This is a genomic window from Gordonia sp. (in: high G+C Gram-positive bacteria) (genome assembly GCF_052106715.1).
In the GTDB taxonomy this organism is placed as follows: domain Bacteria; phylum Actinomycetota; class Actinomycetes; order Mycobacteriales; family Mycobacteriaceae; genus Gordonia.
This window is the reverse complement of the sequence record NZ_JBQEDL010000010.1, coordinates 1-17,896: the sequence shown is the minus strand read 5'-3', so window position 1 is coordinate 17,896 and position 17,896 is coordinate 1. Positions and strand designations below refer to the sequence as shown.

Here is a 17,896-nt window from a genome sequence, read left to right as displayed (position 1 = left end):
GAACAGCAACTCTGCGGGTGGGGGGGTCTCGACTTCGCTCGACCGGCGGGGAGTGGGGCGGCAGTAGGAAACGACGAAGCCCGCCCCCGGTAATACCGGGAGCGGGCTTCGTATGTCTCGAGCCTTACTTGGCCTTCTCGAGTTACTTGGCCTTCTCGAGTTACTTGGCCTTCTCGAGTTACTTGGCCTTCTCGAGCACCGCGACCAGACGCCAGCGCTTGGTGGCCGACATCGGTCGGGTCTCCATGATGCGAACGCGGTCGCCGACACCGGCGGTCTCGTTCTCATCATGCGCCTTGACCTTGCTGGTCGTGCGGATGATCTTGCCGTAGAGCGGGTGGCTCTTACGATCTTCCAACTCGACCGTGATGGTCTTGGTCATTTTGTCACTGACGACGTAGCCGATCCGCTCTTTGCGGCGGCCGCGCTCTTTGACGTTCACGTTCTGGTCCTCACTCATGCGTCTTCACCTTCCGGTCCGGACGCCAGGCCCAGCTCGCGCTCACGCATCACGGTGTAGACGCGAGCGATCTCACGACGCACGGTGCGCAGGCGACGGTTGTTGTCGAGCTGGCCGGTAGCCATCTGGAAGCGAAGGTTGAACAACTCTTCCTTCGACTCCTTGAGGCGGTCGACCAGATCGGTGTCACTGAGCTCGCGGAGCTCAGACGCAGCGATTCCGAGTGCCATCAGAACTGCTCCTCTCTGGTCACGATCCGGGTCTTCATGGGGAGCTTGTGCTGTGCGCGGCGCAGGGCCTCGCGAGCGGTCTCCTCATTGGGGTACGACATCTCGAACAGCACGCGGCCCGGCTTCACCGGGGCCACCCACCACTCGGGCGAACCCTTACCGGAACCCATGCGGGTCTCGGCAGGCTTCTTCGTGATCGGGCGGTCCGGGAAGATGTTGATCCAGACCTTGCCGCCACGCTTGATGTGGCGGTTGATCGCGATACGAGCGGACTCGATCTGTCGGTTGGTGATGTAAGCACCCTCCAGGGCCTGGATACCGTAGTCGCCGAAGCTGACCTTGGTTCCGCCCGACGCCTGACCCTTCAGGCTGGGGTGGTGCTGCTTGCGGTGCTTGACCCGACGAGGGATCAACATGGGCTAGCCCTCCTGCTTCTCTGCCTGCGCAGGCGCAGACGCCTCTGCAGCCGCACCCTCGGCAGCCGCGCTGCGGCCTGCATCGGTGCCGGTCGCGGTGGTGCCCGAGGCACCGCTGCGACGCGGGCGGCTGGGACGACGCGGACGACGGTCTTCTGCCGGAGCGGCCGCAGCCAGCTCGCGACGACCACCGACGACGTCACCCTTGTAGATCCACACCTTCACGCCGATACGGCCGAAGGTGGTCTTGGCCTCGTAGAGTCCGTAGTCGATGTCGGCACGCAGCGTGTGCAGCGGGACGCGACCTTCGCGGTAGAACTCCTTGCGGCTCATCTCAGCTCCGCCGAGACGACCCGAGCACTGGACACGGATGCCCTTGACGCCCGGCTGACGCATCGCCGACTGGATGGCCTTGCGCATCGCACGACGGAACGCCACGCGGTTGGACAGCTGCTCGGCGACGCCCTGAGCGACGAGCTGGGCGTCGGCCTCGGGGTTCTTGACCTCGAGGATGTTCAGCTGAACCTGCTTGCCGGTGAGCTTCTCCAGGTCGCCACGGATGCGATCGGCTTCGGCGCCACGGCGACCGATGACGATGCCCGGACGAGCGGTGTGGATGTCGACGCGAACACGGTCACGGGTGCGCTCGATCTCCACCTTGGAGATGCCTGCGCGCTCGAGGCCGGTGCTCAGCAATTTGCGGATGGCGACGTCTTCCTTGACGTACTCCGCATACTGCTTGTCGGCGTACCAACGCGAGCTCCAGTCGGTGGTGATGCCGAGGCGGAAGCCATGCGGGTTAATCTTCTGGCCCACGGTTCAGGCTCCCTTCTTCTTCTGCTGGCGCGAACGAGCACGTCCGCCGTTCTCCGCTGCAGCCGCAACGACCACGGTGATGTGGCTGGTGCGCTTGCGGATGCGGAACGCACGTCCCTGTGCACGCGGCTGAAAGCGCTTCAGGGTCGGTCCCTCGTTGGCGTAAGCCTCCGAGACCACCAGGGTGCGACGATCCTGCCCCTGGTTGTTCTCCGCGTTGGCGATCGCACTGGCGAGCACCTTGTACACGGGCTCGCTGGCCGACTGCGGAGCGAACCGCAGAATGTCCAGAGCCTCGTCCACGTTCTTGCCGCGGACCAGGTCGAGGACCCGGCGAGCCTTCATCGGGGTGACGCGAACGAATTTCGCTGTCGCCTTAGCGGTCTGCACTGCGTTGTCAGTATCAGTAGTCATGGTTACCGGCGCTTCGCTTTCCGGTCATCCTTGATGTGACCCTTGAAGGTTCGGGTGGGGGCGAACTCGCCGAGCTTGTGCCCCACCATGGAGTCCGACACGAACACCGGCACGTGCTTACGACCGTCGTGGACGGCGAACGTGTGGCCGATGAAGTCAGGTGTGATGGTCGAGCGGCGCGACCAGGTCTTGATGACCTGCTTGGTGCCCTTCTCGTTCTGAACATCCACCTTCTTCAGGAGGTGGTCGTCGACGAACGGGCCTTTCTTCAGGCTGCGTGGCATTTTTTACCTCCTCCTATTATCGCTTGTTCTTGCCGGTACGACGGCGGCGGACGATCAGCTTGTCGCTGGGCTTGTTCTTGCGGGTACGGCCTTCCGGCTGTCCCCACGGGCTGACCGGGTGGCGACCACCGGAGGTCTTGCCCTCGCCACCACCGTGCGGGTGGTCCACCGGGTTCATGACGACACCACGGACGGTCGGGCGCTTGCCCTTCCAGCGCATGCGGCCTGCCTTGCCCCAGTTGATGTTGCTCTGCTCGGCGTTGCCGACCTCGCCGACGGTGCCGCGGCAGCGGACGTCGACGCGACGGATCTCGCCGGAGGGCATACGCAGCGAGGCGTAGGGGCCTTCCTTGCCGAGGAGCTGGATCGACGCACCGGCCGAGCGTGCCATCTTGGCGCCACCGCCCGGACGCAGCTCCACATTGTGGATCTGGGTACCGGTCGGGATGTTGCGCAGCGGCAGGTTGTTGCCCGGCTTGATGTCGGCGTTCGGACCCGACTCGACGATGTCGCCCTGCTTCAGGTTCCTCGGGGCGATGATGTAGCGCTTCTCGCCGTCGAAGTAGTGCAGCAGCGCGATCCGAGCCGTACGGTTCGGGTCGTACTCGATGTGAGCGACCTTGGCGTTGATGCCGTCCTTGTCGTTACGACGGAAGTCGATCAGACGGTAGGCACGCTTGTGGCCGCCACCCTTGTGACGGGTGGTGATGCGACCGTGGGCGTTGCGGCCACCGGTCGAAGACAGCGGGCGAACCAGCGACTTCTCAGGGTGCGAACGAGTGACCTCGGAGAAGTCGGCACCGCTCGAGCCGCGGCGACCCGGGGTCGTCGGCTTGTACTTACGAATTGCCATGAGTGTTAGTCCCTATCCTTCTCGCGGGCGGTCAGCTGACCGCTCCCCCGAAGATCTCGATGGGCTTGCTGTCAGCGGACAGCGTCACGATGGCGCGCTTGGTGTCTTTGCGCTTGCCGTAGCCGAAGCGAGTGCGCTTGCGCTTGCCCTGTCGGTTCGCGGTGTTGACGCTGGAGACCTTGACGTCGAAGATCGCTTCGATCGCGATCTTGATCTGGGTCTTGTTCGAATCCGGGTGCACCAGGAAGGTGTACACGTTGTCTTCGATCAGCCCGTAGGCCTTCTCCGAGATCACCGGCGCCAGGATGATGTCACGCGGATCTGCGTGCGTAGCCATTCCTAGGCCTCCTTCTTGTTCAGCTCGATGAAGGCGTTCAGAGTCTCGACGCTGAACACGACCTCATCGGAGTCGAGGATGTCGTACGTGTTGAGCTGATCGGTCGTGATGCCCAGCACGTTCGGCAGGTTCGCGATGCTCTTCCAGCCGGCCTCGTCTTCGCGGGAGAGGACGACCAAGAACTTGCGACGGTCACTCAGCAGCTCCAGGAACTTGCGAGCAGCCTTCGTCGACGGCGTCTGGCCGGCGACGATCTCGGTCACGACGTGGATGCGCTCGTTGCGAGCACGGTCCGACAGGGCGCCACGCAGTGCGGCGACCTTCATCTTCTTGTTGACCTTCTGCGAGTAGTCGCGCGGCTGCGGGCCGTGGACGGTGCCACCGCCGACGAACTGCGGTGCGCGGGTCGAACCCTGGCGGGCGCGACCGGTGCCCTTCTGGCGATACGGCTTTGCGCCACCGCCTGCGACTGCTCCGCGCGTCTTGGTCGCGTGCGTGCCCTGACGGCCTGCGGCCTGCTGGGCGACGACGACCTGGTGCATCAGCGCGATGTTCGCGGTCTTGTCGAAGAGCTCGGCCGGCAGATCGACGGTTCCGTTGACGGAGCCGTCGGCCGCGCGGACGTCGAGCGTCAGCTTGGTTGCGGTTTCGGTGCTCACTTCTTGCCACCCTTCACTGCCTCGCGGACCACCACGACGCCGCCCTTGCGGCCGGGGATCGCGCCCTTGATCAACAGGAGACCGGCATCGGTGTCGACCTTGTGAACCGTCAGGTTCTGCGTGGTCACCCTGTCGTTGCCCATACGGCCTGCCATGCGCATGCCCTTGAACACGCGGCCCGGCGTCGCACAGCCACCGATGGAGCCCGGCGAACGGTGGACGCGGTGCGTACCGTGGCTGGCGCTCAGACCGGCGAAGCCGTGACGCTTCATGACACCGGCGAAGCCCTTGCCCTTAGAGGTGCCGGTCACGTCGACCTTGACACCGTCGGTGAACAGGTCGGCGCCCAGTTCCTGGCCGATCTCGAAGTCCGAGACGTCGTTGACACGAAGTTCGGTGAGATGACGGCGGGGAGTGACTCCGGCCTTGGCGTACTGACCGGCGACCGGCTTGTTCACCTTGCGGGGGTCGATGGCGCCGTAGGCGAGCTGGACTGCCGTGTAGCCGTCGCGCTCCGCAGTGCGGAGCTGGGTGACGACATTGGAGCCGGTCGCGATAACGGTCACCGGAACGACCCGGTTGTTCTCGTCGAAGACCTGGGTCATGCCGAGCTTGGTGCCCAGGATGCCCCGAGTGGCGTTCTGACGGCTTGCATTCTGCTTGCTCATTTAATCCGATCCTCCGTCACTGAATGTTGACGTCGACGCTGGCAGGCAGGTCGATGCGCATAAGGGCATCGACCGTCTTGGGCGTCGGGTCGAGGATGTCGATGAGTCGCTTGTGAGTGCGCATCTCAAAATGTTCGCGGCTGTCCTTGTACTTGTGCGGCGAACGGATGACGCAGTACACGTTCTTTTCGGTGGGCAACGGCACCGGGCCGACCACACGTGCACCCGTGCGGGTCACGGTCTCCACGATCTTGCGCGCCGAAGCGTCGATCGCTTCGTGGTCGTAGGCCTTGAGCCTGATGCGGATCTTCTGTCCCGCCACGCTGTGTCCTCTTCCGTCTGATTGTCTCTCGACAGCAGAACACCGCGTGGACCACACCCGCGCATACGCGGGCGGCAACTGAGCCACATGACCAACCCCGTGAGATAGGGCGATCGACGCTGTTCTTCTGTCGTTGTACGGTGCCGAACTCTCGTCCAGCTGCCGGCTCTCGCCGACTTCGCCTCCGGTACCCCGCGGTCGGGCGTGTCGTGTCCGTGACGATCAGCAAATCGCACGCGTTACACGCCTAGACCCACGGTTGCGGCCCTAGAAGTATTGTGAGCCTCCAGCTGGAGGCAACCTGAATAGTATGCAGCACCTGGTCGGCGATCACAAATCCTTGCCGGACGCCGTTCGCGTGATCCTGCTCTCGTTCGCCGCAGGCTCAGTTGCGGTCCCCGCAGCCTCGGGTGCGTCGTCGCACGCTCACCTATTCTCTCGCAGCGTCATTGCGTCTTAGCAGCCTGGGCCCAGGCTGCTAAGACGCAATCAGTGTGCGACGGCGTATACGAGGGTGCGACGGCGTATATGAGACTGCGACAAGCCTGTGGATAACGCATTCGCTCGAACGCTCCCGCCGTCTCACAATGAGCTTGTCGCCATCGAGGGGGAAGCCATGGGAGACGTTCAGCTGTTGCCAGTCGACAGATTCGGCCTCATCCGGCGCGGTGACGCGCTCGCTGCCGGATGGTCGGACACGATGGTCGCCGCTGCGGCGCGGTCGGGCGACCTGGTGCGTGTGGCACCTGGCGTCTTCGTCGTCGCCGACGATTTGCACGCCACACCGCATGGCCGTGACGACTTGTTCCGGCTCCGCTCCATCGCGGTCGCGTCGAGTGTGCGCGATCGGGGTGCGACGATCCTGAGCCATCAGTCGGCGGCCGCCGTTCATCGGCTCCCCTTGCTGAAGGCCGACGACCGACTCGTGCACGTCACCCGGAACGGCGTGAACGGAAGCGGCGAACGCGGGTACCGCAAGGTCCATGCGCTCGAATTGGCCGCGGACGACATCGTCACGGTCGACGACATCGCCGTCACCAGCCTCGAGCGAACTGCCGTCGACGTTGCTCTCGAGGGCACATTCGCGCAGGCACTCACTGCGATCGACGCCGCGCTCCGTGCCGGAGCGACGCGGGAGGCCATCGCGGCGCGACTACGCGGACGGCGTTCGCCGGGTTCTCGCATCGCACGAGCCGCACTCGTCCACGGCAACGGGCTCGCCGAGTCCGTCGGAGAGTCCTGGAGCAGAGCCGAGATGATCCAGGCCAAGCTCGCGCCGCCGACTCTGCAGTGCGAACACCGCGCGGACGGCGAGACATTCCGGTCGGACTTCGACTGGCGCTGCCGACTGGTCGGCGAGTTCGACGGTCTCCACAAATACGGCAGGCTACGTCGACAAGGGGAATCGGTCGCCGATGCCGTCGTCCGTGAGAAGAGGCGAGAGGACGCACTGAATCGTTCGGGGATCAAAGTGGTCCGTTGGATCTGGGCCGACTTGGAGCAGGGGCGCGTGGTCCCGATGCTCCAGACGTGGCTCAGTGCGCTCGATACCTTTCCGGCCCGACCCCACTGATGTCGCAGCCTCACCGATTTCGCAGCCTCGCCTACCTCGTCACCCCTTCAATGCGTCTTAGCAGCCTGGGCGGAGGCTGCTAAGACGCAATGAAGGTGCGACGACGTGTACGAGGGTGCGGCACCAGAGCCCAGGCTGCGGTAGCGCGGCTACGATCGACCCATGAGTGACACTTCCGGTAACAGAAAGAGCGCGACGTACGCGCTGCGGCGCAAGCTGCCCCAGAACAAGGTCGGCGACGTCCTGTTCTCGCTGGGCATGGTCGCGCGGGTCCCCTACTTCGGCACGATCCTTCCGTTCGTCGAAGAGATGGAGCCCGGCTACTGCCGAGTGACCGCCCCCAAGTGGTTCGGCGTCCACAACCACATCGGCACGTTCCACGCGATCGCCGCTTGCAATCTCGCGGAGACGGCGATGGGCATGCTGATGGAGGCGACGGTGCCCACCACGCACCGCTGGATCCCGAAGGCGATGAACGCGCAGTACCTCACCAAGGCGACCACGCGGCTGACCGCGCATGCCGAACTCGCCGAGCCGATCGACTTCGACACCCTCACCGAAGGCACCGACGTCGTCGTGTCGATCCGGATCCTCGACCGGGAGAGCACAGAGGTCGTGCACTGCGACATCACCACGTGGGTCACGCCCGCTTAAGATGAGCCGCATGAGCGTTCGAACCCGAGTGGCCCGCGCCGTCGCTCTCTGCGGTCTCGCCGCGGCGGCAGCCCTGGCCGCCGGAGCCTGCACCGTCGACGGCACACCGGTGTCCGACGGTTCGGGGGCCGACACCACCGGCGGAGCCGGCACTTCGACGAGCGCACCGTCCGGATCGTCTGTCACCTCCAACGGATCGTTCCGCGTCACCTCGGCTCCCGGACAGCCGAAGGTCGTCGTCACCGTCATCGAAGACCTCGGATGCCCGGCCTGCAAGAACTTCGAGAGCATCGTCGGCCCGACTCTCGACGGCTACGCCGACGACACCGAAGTCGCGATCGACTACCAGGTGATCTCGTTCCTCGACCGCGTCTACCCCGACCACTACTCCTCGCGCGCGGCCAATGCGTCGTACTGCGTGTGGCATTCGGGCGACGGCTCGCCGAGTTCAGCGCAGACGTGGCGCACGTTCCAGCGCGCGACGTTCGATCGACAGCCCGCCGAAGGCGGTCCGGGCCTCGACGACGCCGAACTCGCCGCCATCGCACAGCAGTCGGGTGCACCCGATGTGTCCGGTTGCATCACCGGCGGCCAGTACGCCGACGACGTGTCGGCCACCACCGACGAGACGACCGGCGATCCCGAATTCCGGGGCACTCCGACCGTCCTGGTGAACGGTGACGAGATCACCGTGACAGCCGCGTCGAGTGTGAAAGACGCGGTGGAGGCCGCCCGCCGGTGACCCGAGCGGATCGGACTGACACGAATGTCCGAGGCGTCTGTCATGAACCTCTCAGGGTGAGGCAAGTAGTCTTGCACCCGAGTACGCTTCGTCGCGCTCCCATGGACGTCGAACCGAGCGCGGCACCACCTTCGAAGGATGAACTGTGACCCAGAATCGTCGGACCGTCGTCGACCCGCGAAAGGCAGACCGCCGTCGCTCCCTCATGCTCAAGATCGGCGCAGCCGTCGTCTTGATCGCCGTCGCTGCCGGTATCGGCATCTGGGCGGTCGTCAGCAACAGCGAGGACTCGAGCACCGGCGGCTCCGCCACTCCGACGGTCGCGACCGACGACGGTTCGATCCGAGTCTCGGCCGCGCCGAAGGGCACCCAACCCAAGGCCGTCGTGTCCGTGGTCGAAGACTTCCAGTGTCCGGCCTGCGGGGCGTTCGAGACACGGCAGGGCGCGACCCTCGCCGAACTGTCGAAGAACCCGAACGTCGCCGTCGACTACAAGCCGATCATCTTCCTCGACCGCAGCGGCCAGACCGACTACTCGGCCAACACCGCCAACGCGTCGATGTGCGTTGCCGAAGCGAGCGGCAAGGAAGGCGACATGGAGTCGTGGCTCAAGTTCCACAACCTGCTGTTCACGAACCAGCAGCAGGAGGGGGGCCCCGGACCGAGCTCCGACCAGCTCCGTAAGTACGCCGAAGAAGCGGGCGTCACCGGCGTGTCCCAGTGCATCGAGGACAACCAGTTCGGCAAGTGGCTCACCGAGCAGAGCTCGACCGTCCTCAACGACTCCGCCTTCCAGGGCACTCCCTGGGTTCGCTTGAACGGCAAGACCATCGACGCGATGAATATGTCGCCCGAGCAGCTGACCAGCGCCGTCAACGACGCCGCGAAGTAACCCGACCATGGCCGACCAGGACGCTGTCGAGGTACCCGAACCCGAGACCCCCGGGCCCGAGACCGGAGCCACGCTCGAGACTGGAGCCACGCTCGCTCCCGCTGCGCATATCGACGAGCAGCCGACCGGCAACGCGCTGACCGAGCGACGTGCGACGTCGCAGATCGCTGCGTGGGTTCTCCTCGTGACCGGTGTGCTCGGTTTGATCGCGGCGGCGATGCTGACGATCGAACGCATCGAGTTGCTCATCAATCCCGAGGCGCAGCTGTCGTGCAACTTCAACCCGATCATCTCCTGCGGGTCGGTCATGGTCACCGAGCAGGGACGGTTCTTCGGATTCCCGAACCCGATCCTCGGACTCCCGGCGTTCGCCGTCGTCATCGTGACCGCGGTCCTGGCCATCGGTCGGGTCCGACTGCCCCGCTGGTACTGGATCGGTCTGTCGATCGGCACCGCACTCGGATGGGTGTTCGTCCACTACCTGATCTTCCAGAGCATCTACCGCATCGGCGCGCTCTGCCCGTACTGCATGGTGGTGTGGGCGATCGTGCCGCTGATCCTGGTGCTCAGCCTCTCGCGCGCACTGCCCGACACCAAGCTCGGCCGCTCGGTCCGCGAATGGATGGGCGTCCTCCTCCCCGTCTGGTACGTCGCGGTCATCGTCGCCGCGGGCGTGAAGTTCTGGGATTACTGGCAGACGTTGTTCTAGGTTTTCAACCAGCAGAAAGGCGTCAGGAACGGGACGCGATGAGCGTCGCCAGGGCGACGACGGTGGCGTGCGGCCCGCTGCGCAACGGGCCCGGCAGGATCGAACCGTCCACCACGCGCAGGCGGCGCCAGCCGTTCACACGGCCGTCGGCGTCGGTCGCGGAACCGGCGGGCAGCGAACCCCATGCGTGCTGGGACATGCCGATCACGGGATCGACGCGAACCGACCCCGGCTCGACGAGGTCGGCGAAGACCTTGCCGTTCAACAGCTCGACGACCGTGTCCACACCGCGCGACAACCGCGCGGACGATGGGGCGTCCGGCTCACCGAGGTCGACCGTCTCGCCGTCGAGGCGACCGGTGGTCCCCGCCATGTCGGCGACCCCGATCGGCACCCCAGCGGGCTCCAGCGACGTGAACGCGGCGAAGTCATCGCCGTACGGCCGGATCTCCATCCCGTCGATGTGCAGCACCGTCTGCAGCAGCGCGGGTGCCCGCACCACCGTCCGCGGGGTGAACCGCACGATCCGTTCCGCGTGCTCGTGCACGGGCAACGGACCGACCAGCGGCGCGAGGAGTCGGGCGGTTCCGAGCGTGCCCGCACAGACGATCACCTCGCCTGCGCCGATCACTTCCCCCGTCACCGTGCGGACGCCGGTCACGGCGTCGCCGGAGGTCACCAGTTCGGCGACCTCGACGCCGGAGCGGACCGTGACGCCGGGCCGATCGGCGGCGGCCGCCAGCACGTGCCCGGCCGTCCACCGTGCACCGTCCACCCGGTTGCTCCACACCCGGTTCACGCCATCGCTCGGCCACGGACGGGTGTTCACGCCCGAGCCGTACGCCTCCTCGAAGGTCCGCGCTACGTCACCGAGGTCGTCGTAGGCGAACGGGCTCGCTCGCATCACCGCATCGGCGGCGTCGAACGCGGCGTCCAGGTCGTCCGCCGCCCACGGCCAGGACGTGTAGTCCGCGCGGTGCCCGCGCAGGAAGTACGCGCCGTTGATCGACGACGACCCGCCGACACCGGTACCGCGCACGATCGGCCTGCCGCCCCGTTCCACGATCGGTACGGCGCGGTCGGCGGCGTCGATGGGCAGACAATCGAGCGCAGCGGCGAACACCTCGCCGGGGCCTCGCTCGAGGACCGTGACCCGACGTCGCCGATCGCGGGACAGTCGTTCGGCGAGAACGCATCCCGCCGACCCGGCCCCGACGATGAGGATGTCGGGGGTCATCGAGTCATCGTGAGATCACCGGCCGCAACGCGCCGACGTCCCGACGGCTCAGCGCACCCTGCCACAGGCCGGCACCGTATGCGAGGTCGTCGAGCCGGCGGTAGACGGCGTAGTGCAGCGGGCTCATCACCGGAGCTTCGGGGTCGAGCAGTTGGCTGCGTATCCACATCGCGACGGCTTCGGCGACGGCGACGACCGGCAGCCAACGACGGAACCGCCGACTCGACGCGAACGCGAGCAATGACGCGGGCCAGTAGTGCCGGAGGACCGCCGCGCACGCCTGCAGCACCCCGAACCCAACTGCGCGCGCCGTGTTCTGGGCGGCGATGGCCCGCCCGCGCGGGATGTCGCCGAGCAGTCGACGTGTGCGTCGGTAGACGACCGTGAGAATGACCGCGGCGACGAGTGCACCCACCCGGCTGCGCATCATCAGACCGATGACCGCGGCGGCGAGCGGTGCAGTCGTGACGACCGGAGCGGCGAGCGGGCCGTGCCTGTGTGCGAGCTCCGCGGCGCCCGTCCCGTAGAAGCGTCGCCGATTCAGCATGGCGCGCAACGACTCCCGATGATCGTGGCCCACCGCGGCGATCGGGTCGTACCGGATTCGCCAGCCCTCCTGGTGCGTGCGCCAGCACAGGTCGACGTCTTCGGCCACGCGCAGCGTCTCGTCGAATCCGAGGAATGCGCTGCATCGGACGATCATCGCGGCACTCGGCACGTAGGCGATGGGGCTGCCGGGCGCGACCAGCGCTTCGCGGGGTCCCATGTCGAGCGAGGAGAAGCGGTTCGCGTACGCGGCGGCCGCCGACGACTCCGAGTCGACGTGGCTGCACACGGCGCCGAGACCGACGATCCGCGGTGCGACGAGCGCGACCGCGGGATCGGCGAAGTGCCCGAGGAGCATCGTCAGCCAGGCGTTGTCGGGGACGGTGTCGGAGTCGAGGAACGCGACGAATCCAGTTCTCGCTGCCGCCACCCCCGCGTTCCGCGCCGCGGCGGGGCCGTGGTTCTCATCGAAGCGGATCAGCCCGACGCCGTTGGGTACCCGGATCGGCTCGTCCGATGCGTCGTCGACGACGATCACCGTGATGTCGGTGAGGGCGGCAAGCAGTCGGTCGATCCCGGACTGGTTGCCATGCACGGGGACCACCACGGTCACATCGGAGACGTCCGGCCCCGACATGGGGCGCGGGTGCGCGATCCCCGCATCGAGGAGTCGTCGTGCGAGTACCTGAGTTCCGTTGTCGTGGACTGCGATTCGACCGTCGCCGGAAGTCATTCCCAACGCCGGGTCGGACAGTTTCATCACCCGCAGCGGCGACCCGCCGACCAGGTAGCGCAGGTTGCCGCCCCGCGCGCACCGCGGATCGATCTGCACTTGGAACCCTGTCGGCAACGTCGACGACGCCGGCCCGGCCGCGCCTGCGTTCACACGAGCCGCCCGTCGTCGCGCACCGTCCACGTCGGCAACGCCGCTGCGAGCGCGCGGACTCCGCCTGCGAGCATCGCCGCGCCGCGGCCCGCGTCCGCCGTCGTCGGATCACCGAGCACACCGTTCGGACTGACCGCGCCGACACCGCCCGCCCGCAGCTCGTCCATCAACTCAGTGATCGGAGCCGTGGCTCCGGCCTCGACGGCGTCGGACCGGACGTCCTCGGGGCTGGTCGACAGAAGCACCGACGTCTCGGTGTCGCCCGCGTGGGCGTCGGCGCCCGGGAAGACGCACGGCCACCATGCCGCGTCGCGCCCCTCGTACCGCAGGAGGCGAACCGCCGACGCGAGCGCGAGCGCGTTGCCGCCATGCCCGTTGACGAACACCACGCGCGAGGCCCACCGGCACACACTGCGGCCGTATTCGACGATCAGGAGTTCGAGTACCTCGGCGCCGATCGACACGGTGCCGGGAAAGCCTTCGTGTTCGCCGGACGCGCCGTACGCGATCGCCGGAGCCAGGAGTACGTCGACGCCGTATGCCGCAGCCTCGACCGCGCGCGCAGCGACGTCGGCGGCGATCCGTCCGTCAGTATCGACGGGCAGATGCGGTCCGTGCTGTTCGACGGCCCCGACCGGCACGACGATCGTCAGGTCTCTGTCGATCAGATCGCTCCACACCCGGGCCCCTAATGCGAGCGCAGGGGTCATTCCGGTAACCCTACCGAGGAGTTCGTCGCAGCCATAGGCCAGTCACCGTTTCGGTGCCACCCGGCCCGCGGCGTTACACGGATGCGATGTGTGTAATGCTGACTAGGCGTAGGTGATTCAGCACACCCCGATATATAGAGGATTCCCATGTCTACGACTGATCGTGCCCCGTCGGGCCGCTCCGGCCCACTTTCGTCCATCCGCGTCATCGAGTTCGCGGGCATCGGCCCGGGACCGCACGCTGCGATGCTCCTGGCCGACCTCGGCGCCGACGTGGTCCGCGTCCAACGTCCCGGCGAACTCCCGGAACCGAACCGCAACGCCGACGCTCTCCTGCGCGGCCGCCGCGTCGTCGAGGCGAACCTGAAGAACCCGTCCGACCGCGAGACGATCCTGAACCTGATCGCCAAAGCCGATGTGGTCATCGAGGGCTTCCGGCCCGGCGTCATGGAGCGGCTGGGCTTCGGTCCGGACGACCTCGCGAAGGTCAACGACAAGTTGATCTACGGCCGCATGACCGGGTGGGGGCAGGAAGGCCCCCGCGCCGAGCTCGCGGGCCACGATATGAACTACATCTCGCTGACCGGGATGCTGCACGCGATCGGACGCACCGAGGAGCGGCCGACCCCGCCGTTGAACCTCGTCGGCGACTTCGGTGGCGGTTCGATGTTCCTCGTGATGGGTGTGCTCGCCGCACTCGTCGAGCGGAGCGTCTCCGGCAAGGGCGAGGTGATCGACGCGGCGATGGTCGACGGCGCGTCAGTTCTCGGTCAGATGATGTGGGCGTTCCGCGGCACCGGCCTGTGGCAGGACAAGCGCGGCGTCAACCTGCTCGACACCGGAGCGCCCTACTACGAGGTGTACGAGACCTCGGACGGCAAGTGGATGGCCGTCGGCGCCATCGAACCGCAGTTCTACGCCGAGCTCCTCAAGGGTCTGCGACTGGACGCGCAGTCGCTCCCGGACCAGAACGACGTCTCCCGGTGGGACGAATTGAAGAAGACGTTCACCGACACGTTCAAGACCAAGACGCGCGACGAGTGGGCTGCGATCTTCGACGGCACGGACGCGTGCACGTCGCCGATCCTGGACTGGCAGGACGCACCCAAGGACCCGCATCTCGCCGCCCGTGGCACCATCGTCGAGATCGACGGCGTCACTCAGGCTCAGGTCGCTCCCCGCTTCGCCCGGTCGAGCACTGCCACCCCCGAAGGTCCCGCCCGTACCGCTACCGATCCCGCGTCCCTCTGGCAGGACTAAGCCACCCGCTGGGGTCCCCGCCGCCGGTCGCCCCCCGCCGGTCGAGCCCACCGCCGGTCGAGCGAACCGCCGGTCGAGCCCCCCGCCGGTCGAGCGAACCGCCGGTCGAGCGAAGTCGAGACCCACGCCCTACACAGCCAACGGTCTCGACATCGCTCGACCAGCAGAAGGACCACTCCCCAAACTCGCTGGCCGAAGCCCCCGCCGCCGGCAGAAGCCCCCGCCGGTCGAGCGGAGTCGAGACCCACGCTCACTTCCGCCGCTCAGACGAGGTCTCGTTCCGGCATCGTGCGGCGTCGTGGAGAGCACCGAAGTCGCCTCGAATAAGCGCCTCCCGTTTGGCTCGCGACCAATTCTGGATACGCTTCTCCATCGCGTACGCATCGCCGACGTTGGTGAATTCTTCGCTGAACACAAGCTCAACAGGTTGGCGTTTCGCCGTGTAGACGCAACCTGCCCCGGCCATGTGTTGCCACACGCGATGGTCGAGGTTGCGGGTGCTCCCGACGTAATAACTGCCGTCGCCGCACCGAAGGATGTACACATAAGCTGTCATGACGGCAGCATCGCGCAGACTCACGGAAATGACGAGAGCGTTATCCACAGTCGGGTACTTGCGTTGTGCGCCAGAGGGTCTCGACTCCGCTCGACCGGCGTAGGTGGTCTCGACTCCGCTCGACCGGCGGGGGGCGGAGACCTCCGCTCGACCGGCGGGGGGCGGAGACCTCCGCTCGACCGGCGGGGGGGGCGGAGACCTCCGCTCGACCGGCGGGGGTGGTCTCGACTCCGCTCCGGCGTGGGTGGTCTCGACTTCGCTCGACCGGCGTAGGCGGTCTCGACTCCGCTCGACCGGCGTAGGTGGTCTCGACTCCGCTCGACCGGCGTGGGTGGTCTCGACTCCGCTCGACCGGCGGGGGGCGGAGACCTTCGCTCGACCGGCGAGGGGGGTGGAGACCTCCGCTCGACCGGCGGGGGCGGAGGGAGGTCAGACCTTAGCCGACCCCATATCGATCTGGAACTCGGCGCCGGTGACGGCTTTGGCGGTCGCCAAGTACAGGACGGCGTCACTGAGATCGTCGACGCTGGCGATCGGATAGTGGTCCATCATCGACGGGAAGTGGCGGCCCCAGGTCTCGAACGCCTCGAACGCGGACGTGTCCTGTACGCCCATCGGGGTGTCCACCGCGTAGGGGTGCACGGAGTTGACCCGGATGTGCTTGTCGCCCAACTCTTTCGCCACCGTCTGAGTGAGGCCGCGCAGTGCGAACTTCGACGCGGAGTACCCGACCTGCGCAGGCATCGCCTTGAGTCCCGCGCACGATGACACCACCGTGATGCTTCCGCCGTTGCCTGCTTCGAGCATCGCCGGAACCGCGGCTTTGATCGTCTTCCACGTGCCGACGAGATTCACGTCGACGAGGTCGGTGAACTGCTCCTCAGTCTGCTCCCACGACAGCCCCCACGACAGGATGCCCGCGTTCGCGACGACATGGTCGAGGCGACCGAACTGCTCGACCCCATCGGCGACGAGTTGCTCCTGGAACGCCAGATCACGAGTGTCCCCGCGGCGGGCCAGGATCGTGCCGCCCCCCTCCTCGACGAGCCGGATCGTCTCGGCGAGATCGTCTGCCGTCGCATGCGGGTACGTCATGTGATCGGCGACGCGGTCGGCGATGTCCATCCCGATGACGGCGGCACCCTCCCGCGCGAATCGAATCGCGTGACTGCGACCCTGACCTCGGGCGATACCCGTGATGTAGACGACCTGACCGTCGAACTGTCCCATTGACGAACGCCTTCCTGGAGCACACTGCGAATGTCCAAACTGTAACATGTTCTAATTCGCCGGTCGGTGCTCCCCGACGACGATCACACGCCTGCGTACAACGCGCCCAACGTCATCGCCGTCAACAGTTCACCGAGCGCGGCGTCGGGATAGCGAGGCAGTCGAGGTGACGAGTTGAGAAGGCCGAACCCTGCGTGGACGCGTACCCGGGCCTCGTCGCGGGTGAGGCTCGGGCCGACAGCGTCCGCGAGAACGTCCACCCACCGCTCGACGTAGCGCCGCTGCAACGATCGAACAGTGCGATTGGCGTCGGGGGTCATCGACGTGAGGTCACGGTCCTGCACGGTGATCAGATCCGGTTTCGTGACGAGCACGTCGATATGGAACTCGATGAGCCGCACCAGGACGTCGGCGGGCGTCCCGCCCTCGGCGACGACGGCCTCGCCGCCCTCGTGCAGACGTTCGCTGATGTCCAGGAGCATCTGGTCCAGGAGGTCGGTCTTCGACTTGAAATGTCGATACATGGCGGGACCGCTCACGCCCGCCTCCGCACCGATGTCCTCCAGACGCACCGCGGCGAAACCCTTGCGCGCCATCTGCCGGGCGGCCGCGGCGATGAGTTCGGCCCGTCGCGCGGCTTTGGCTTGCGATCGGCGTGTGCCCGGCGCCGCTTCGGGCAGCGCGTCCAGAGCGGATTCCGAATGCTCAGACACGGGCGCTCCTCGCGAAGATCGTAGGGTTCGTCTCGAACTGTATCCCGGCAGCGTCGGTCACCCGGCGTAGACCACTCGCGTCCACAAGACGAGGTTCTGCAGCGACCGTCTGCGGGGCCGAGAATACGACCTACGCCAACCCGACCGAGAACACGACGCAGGCTACGAGGAACCCCGTCGTGGTGAAGATCCACGGAACCTCCGGGAAGGTGATGGTCCGCGCGTGGACCGCGAACTTCACGAAGGCCACCGTGAGGTACGTGATGACCTCTGCGAGCACGAAGCGGATCGTGCCAGAAATGCACGACGCCCCGGTACGGCGTGCGGGCCGGACCGGGGCGTCGTGAGGAACTACCGACTCTCGACTTACAGAGCTTCGTACAGCTCCCGTGCGAGTCGAGCGGTCTCGCTCGGCGTCTTGCCGACCTTGACGCCCGCAGCTTCGAGGGCCTCCTTCTTGGCCTGCGCGGTGCCCGCGCTGCCGGAGACGATCGCGCCCGCGTGACCCATCGTCTTGCCTTCGGGGGCGGTGAAGCCCGCGACGTAGCCGACGACCGGCTTGGTGACGTTGGCCTTGACGTACTCGGCCGCACGCTCCTCGGCGTCGCCGCCGATCTCACCGATCATGACGATCAGCTTGGTCTCAGGGTCGTTCTCGAACGCCGCGATCGCGTCGATGTGCGTGGTGCCGATGACCGGGTCGCCGCCGATGCCGATGGCGGTCGAGAA

The 17,896-nt window shown here is 66.6% G+C and carries 24 protein-coding genes and 1 pseudogene; 6 read left to right on the top strand and 19 right to left on the bottom strand.

Translation table 11 applies throughout. The annotated features are described in order from the left end of the window. Positions 1-178: 178 nt before the first annotated feature. Genes rpsQ through rpsJ form a run of 11 tightly spaced genes read right to left on the bottom strand, consistent with a single transcriptional unit; the run spans position 179 to position 5,459 of the window. The gene (rpsQ, locus tag ACTIMF_RS07105; RefSeq protein ID WP_442349581.1) at positions 179-460 is read right to left on the bottom strand and encodes a 30S ribosomal protein S17; all 282 of its coding nucleotides are present in this window, start codon (positions 458-460) and stop codon (positions 179-181) included. Next, complete coding sequence (gene rpmC / locus ACTIMF_RS07100; protein WP_161893840.1) at positions 457-690, bottom strand: 50S ribosomal protein L29; 234 nt, start codon at positions 688-690, stop codon at positions 457-459. Before rpmC ends, rpsQ begins: the two co-directional genes overlap by 4 nt. Continuing rightward, the gene (gene rplP, locus ACTIMF_RS07095; protein ID WP_237009063.1) at positions 690-1,106 is read right to left on the bottom strand and encodes a 50S ribosomal protein L16; all 417 of its coding nucleotides are present in this window, start codon (positions 1,104-1,106) and stop codon (positions 690-692) included. The genes rpmC and rplP overlap by 1 nt, the downstream gene beginning before the upstream one ends. A gap of 3 nt (positions 1,107-1,109) precedes the next feature. Further along, positions 1,110-1,922, bottom strand: a complete 813-nt coding sequence (rpsC, locus tag ACTIMF_RS07090) for a 30S ribosomal protein S3 (RefSeq protein ID WP_236996202.1) — start codon at positions 1,920-1,922, stop codon at positions 1,110-1,112. 3 nt (positions 1,923-1,925) lie between these two features. Further along, a complete protein-coding gene (gene rplV / locus ACTIMF_RS07085) occupies positions 1,926-2,336 on the bottom strand; it encodes a 50S ribosomal protein L22 (protein WP_237009065.1) in 411 nt (136 codons plus the stop codon). A 2-nt stretch (positions 2,337-2,338) separates the two neighbouring features. Beyond that, positions 2,339-2,620: a 30S ribosomal protein S19 gene (gene rpsS, locus ACTIMF_RS07080; RefSeq protein ID WP_236996200.1), complete on the bottom strand. Its 282-nt coding sequence runs from the start codon at positions 2,618-2,620 to the stop codon at positions 2,339-2,341. Positions 2,621-2,636: 16 nt separating this feature from the next. Further along, entirely contained in the window at positions 2,637-3,473 is an 837-nt protein-coding gene (gene rplB / locus ACTIMF_RS07075) for a 50S ribosomal protein L2 (RefSeq protein WP_442349580.1), read from the bottom strand. Positions 3,474-3,504: 31 nt separating this feature from the next. After that, a complete protein-coding gene (rplW, locus tag ACTIMF_RS07070) occupies positions 3,505-3,810 on the bottom strand; it encodes a 50S ribosomal protein L23 (protein WP_237009067.1) in 306 nt (101 codons plus the stop codon). 2 nt (positions 3,811-3,812) lie between these two features. Further along, the gene (gene rplD / locus ACTIMF_RS07065) at positions 3,813-4,469 is read right to left on the bottom strand and encodes a 50S ribosomal protein L4 (protein WP_442349579.1); all 657 of its coding nucleotides are present in this window, start codon (positions 4,467-4,469) and stop codon (positions 3,813-3,815) included. Then, positions 4,466-5,137: a 50S ribosomal protein L3 gene (gene rplC, locus ACTIMF_RS07060; protein WP_442349578.1), complete on the bottom strand. Its 672-nt coding sequence runs from the start codon at positions 5,135-5,137 to the stop codon at positions 4,466-4,468. Before rplC ends, rplD begins: the two co-directional genes overlap by 4 nt. A gap of 16 nt (positions 5,138-5,153) precedes the next feature. Further along, entirely contained in the window at positions 5,154-5,459 is a 306-nt protein-coding gene (gene rpsJ, locus ACTIMF_RS07055; RefSeq protein WP_003938093.1) for a 30S ribosomal protein S10, read from the bottom strand. Between the two features lie 616 nt (positions 5,460-6,075). On the opposite strand from rpsJ, the gene ACTIMF_RS07050 reads away from it, so the two are divergent. The 5 genes from ACTIMF_RS07050 (at position 6,076) to ACTIMF_RS07030 (ending at position 10,029) form a co-directional block, all read left to right on the top strand. After that, positions 6,076-7,032 carry a type IV toxin-antitoxin system AbiEi family antitoxin domain-containing protein gene (locus tag ACTIMF_RS07050; protein ID WP_442349577.1) on the top strand — a complete coding sequence of 319 codons (957 nt, stop codon included), beginning with the start codon at positions 6,076-6,078 and terminating at the stop codon, positions 7,030-7,032. Positions 7,033-7,194: 162 nt separating this feature from the next. Continuing rightward, positions 7,195-7,686, top strand: coding sequence for a hotdog fold domain-containing protein (locus tag ACTIMF_RS07045; protein ID WP_442349576.1), 492 nt, complete (start codon positions 7,195-7,197; stop codon positions 7,684-7,686). A gap of 10 nt (positions 7,687-7,696) precedes the next feature. Next, a complete protein-coding gene (locus tag ACTIMF_RS07040; RefSeq protein ID WP_442349575.1) occupies positions 7,697-8,428 on the top strand; it encodes a DsbA family protein in 732 nt (243 codons plus the stop codon). 145 nt (positions 8,429-8,573) lie between these two features. Continuing rightward, the gene (locus ACTIMF_RS07035) at positions 8,574-9,320 is read left to right on the top strand and encodes a DsbA family protein (protein WP_442349574.1); all 747 of its coding nucleotides are present in this window, start codon (positions 8,574-8,576) and stop codon (positions 9,318-9,320) included. Between the two features lie 7 nt (positions 9,321-9,327). Beyond that, positions 9,328-10,029: a vitamin K epoxide reductase family protein gene (locus ACTIMF_RS07030; RefSeq protein WP_442349573.1), complete on the top strand. Its 702-nt coding sequence runs from the start codon at positions 9,328-9,330 to the stop codon at positions 10,027-10,029. Between the two features lie 22 nt (positions 10,030-10,051). On the opposite strand, the gene mftG is transcribed toward ACTIMF_RS07030, so the two are convergent. Genes mftG through mftE form a run of 3 tightly spaced genes read right to left on the bottom strand, consistent with a single transcriptional unit; the run spans position 10,052 to position 13,408 of the window. Further along, entirely contained in the window at positions 10,052-11,266 is a 1,215-nt protein-coding gene (gene mftG, locus ACTIMF_RS07025) for a mycofactocin system GMC family oxidoreductase MftG (protein WP_442349572.1), read from the bottom strand. 4 nt (positions 11,267-11,270) lie between these two features. After that, positions 11,271-12,698: a mycofactocin biosynthesis glycosyltransferase MftF gene (gene mftF, locus ACTIMF_RS07020; protein WP_442349571.1), complete on the bottom strand. Its 1,428-nt coding sequence runs from the start codon at positions 12,696-12,698 to the stop codon at positions 11,271-11,273. Then, positions 12,695-13,408 (bottom strand): mycofactocin biosynthesis peptidyl-dipeptidase MftE, encoded by a 714-nt coding sequence (gene mftE, locus ACTIMF_RS07015; protein ID WP_442349570.1) that lies wholly within the window; start codon positions 13,406-13,408, stop codon positions 12,695-12,697. Before mftE ends, mftF begins: the two co-directional genes overlap by 4 nt. 147 nt (positions 13,409-13,555) lie before the next feature. Here mftE and ACTIMF_RS07010 point away from each other — a divergent pair, with 147 nt between their 5' ends. After that, entirely contained in the window at positions 13,556-14,668 is a 1,113-nt protein-coding gene (locus tag ACTIMF_RS07010) for a CaiB/BaiF CoA transferase family protein (RefSeq protein ID WP_442349569.1), read from the top strand. Between the two features lie 250 nt (positions 14,669-14,918). On the opposite strand, the gene ACTIMF_RS07005 is transcribed toward ACTIMF_RS07010, so the two are convergent. The 5 genes and pseudogenes from ACTIMF_RS07005 to ACTIMF_RS06985 form a co-directional block, all read right to left on the bottom strand. Next, the gene (locus tag ACTIMF_RS07005) at positions 14,919-15,224 is read right to left on the bottom strand and encodes a GIY-YIG nuclease family protein (RefSeq protein WP_442349568.1); all 306 of its coding nucleotides are present in this window, start codon (positions 15,222-15,224) and stop codon (positions 14,919-14,921) included. Positions 15,225-15,653: 429 nt separating this feature from the next. Continuing rightward, complete coding sequence (locus ACTIMF_RS07000) at positions 15,654-16,454, bottom strand: mycofactocin-coupled SDR family oxidoreductase (protein WP_442349567.1); 801 nt, start codon at positions 16,452-16,454, stop codon at positions 15,654-15,656. Between the two features lie 83 nt (positions 16,455-16,537). Then, the gene (locus ACTIMF_RS06995; protein ID WP_442349566.1) at positions 16,538-17,167 is read right to left on the bottom strand and encodes a TetR/AcrR family transcriptional regulator; all 630 of its coding nucleotides are present in this window, start codon (positions 17,165-17,167) and stop codon (positions 16,538-16,540) included. A gap of 130 nt (positions 17,168-17,297) precedes the next feature. Then, a complete protein-coding gene (locus ACTIMF_RS06990; protein WP_442349565.1) occupies positions 17,298-17,447 on the bottom strand; it encodes a hypothetical protein in 150 nt (49 codons plus the stop codon). Between the two features lie 86 nt (positions 17,448-17,533). Then, a pseudogene (locus tag ACTIMF_RS06985) lies at positions 17,534-17,896 on the bottom strand (succinate--CoA ligase subunit alpha); the annotation flags it as partial.

Excerpts from the sequence above, each read along its gene's own strand:
- rplV (WP_237009065.1), bottom strand. The coding sequence starts at position 2,336 with ATGACTACTGATACTGACAACGCAGTGCAGACCGCTAAGGCGACAGCG.
- mftG (WP_442349572.1), bottom strand. The coding sequence starts at position 11,266 with ATGACCCCCGACATCCTCATCGTCGGGGCCGGGTCGGCGGGATGCGTT.
- rpsS (WP_236996200.1), bottom strand. The coding sequence starts at position 2,620 with ATGCCACGCAGCCTGAAGAAAGGCCCGTTCGTCGACGACCACCTCCTG.
- mftE (WP_442349570.1), bottom strand. The coding sequence starts at position 13,408 with ATGACCCCTGCGCTCGCATTAGGGGCCCGGGTGTGGAGCGATCTGATC.
- rplP (WP_237009063.1), bottom strand. The coding sequence starts at position 1,106 with ATGTTGATCCCTCGTCGGGTCAAGCACCGCAAGCAGCACCACCCCAGC.
- ACTIMF_RS07040 (WP_442349575.1), top strand. The coding sequence starts at position 7,697 with ATGAGCGTTCGAACCCGAGTGGCCCGCGCCGTCGCTCTCTGCGGTCTC.
- rpsQ (WP_442349581.1), bottom strand. The coding sequence starts at position 460 with ATGAGTGAGGACCAGAACGTGAACGTCAAAGAGCGCGGCCGCCGCAAA.
- ACTIMF_RS07050 (WP_442349577.1), top strand. The coding sequence starts at position 6,076 with ATGGGAGACGTTCAGCTGTTGCCAGTCGACAGATTCGGCCTCATCCGG.
- ACTIMF_RS07005 (WP_442349568.1), bottom strand. The coding sequence starts at position 15,224 with ATGACAGCTTATGTGTACATCCTTCGGTGCGGCGACGGCAGTTATTAC.
- ACTIMF_RS07000 (WP_442349567.1), bottom strand. The coding sequence starts at position 16,454 with ATGGGACAGTTCGACGGTCAGGTCGTCTACATCACGGGTATCGCCCGA.
- rplW (WP_237009067.1), bottom strand. The coding sequence starts at position 3,810 with ATGGCTACGCACGCAGATCCGCGTGACATCATCCTGGCGCCGGTGATC.
- rplC (WP_442349578.1), bottom strand. The coding sequence starts at position 5,137 with ATGAGCAAGCAGAATGCAAGCCGTCAGAACGCCACTCGGGGCATCCTG.
- ACTIMF_RS07030 (WP_442349573.1), top strand. The coding sequence starts at position 9,328 with ATGGCCGACCAGGACGCTGTCGAGGTACCCGAACCCGAGACCCCCGGG.
- ACTIMF_RS07010 (WP_442349569.1), top strand. The coding sequence starts at position 13,556 with ATGTCTACGACTGATCGTGCCCCGTCGGGCCGCTCCGGCCCACTTTCG.
- rplB (WP_442349580.1), bottom strand. The coding sequence starts at position 3,473 with ATGGCAATTCGTAAGTACAAGCCGACGACCCCGGGTCGCCGCGGCTCG.
- ACTIMF_RS07045 (WP_442349576.1), top strand. The coding sequence starts at position 7,195 with ATGAGTGACACTTCCGGTAACAGAAAGAGCGCGACGTACGCGCTGCGG.
- rpmC (WP_161893840.1), bottom strand. The coding sequence starts at position 690 with ATGGCACTCGGAATCGCTGCGTCTGAGCTCCGCGAGCTCAGTGACACC.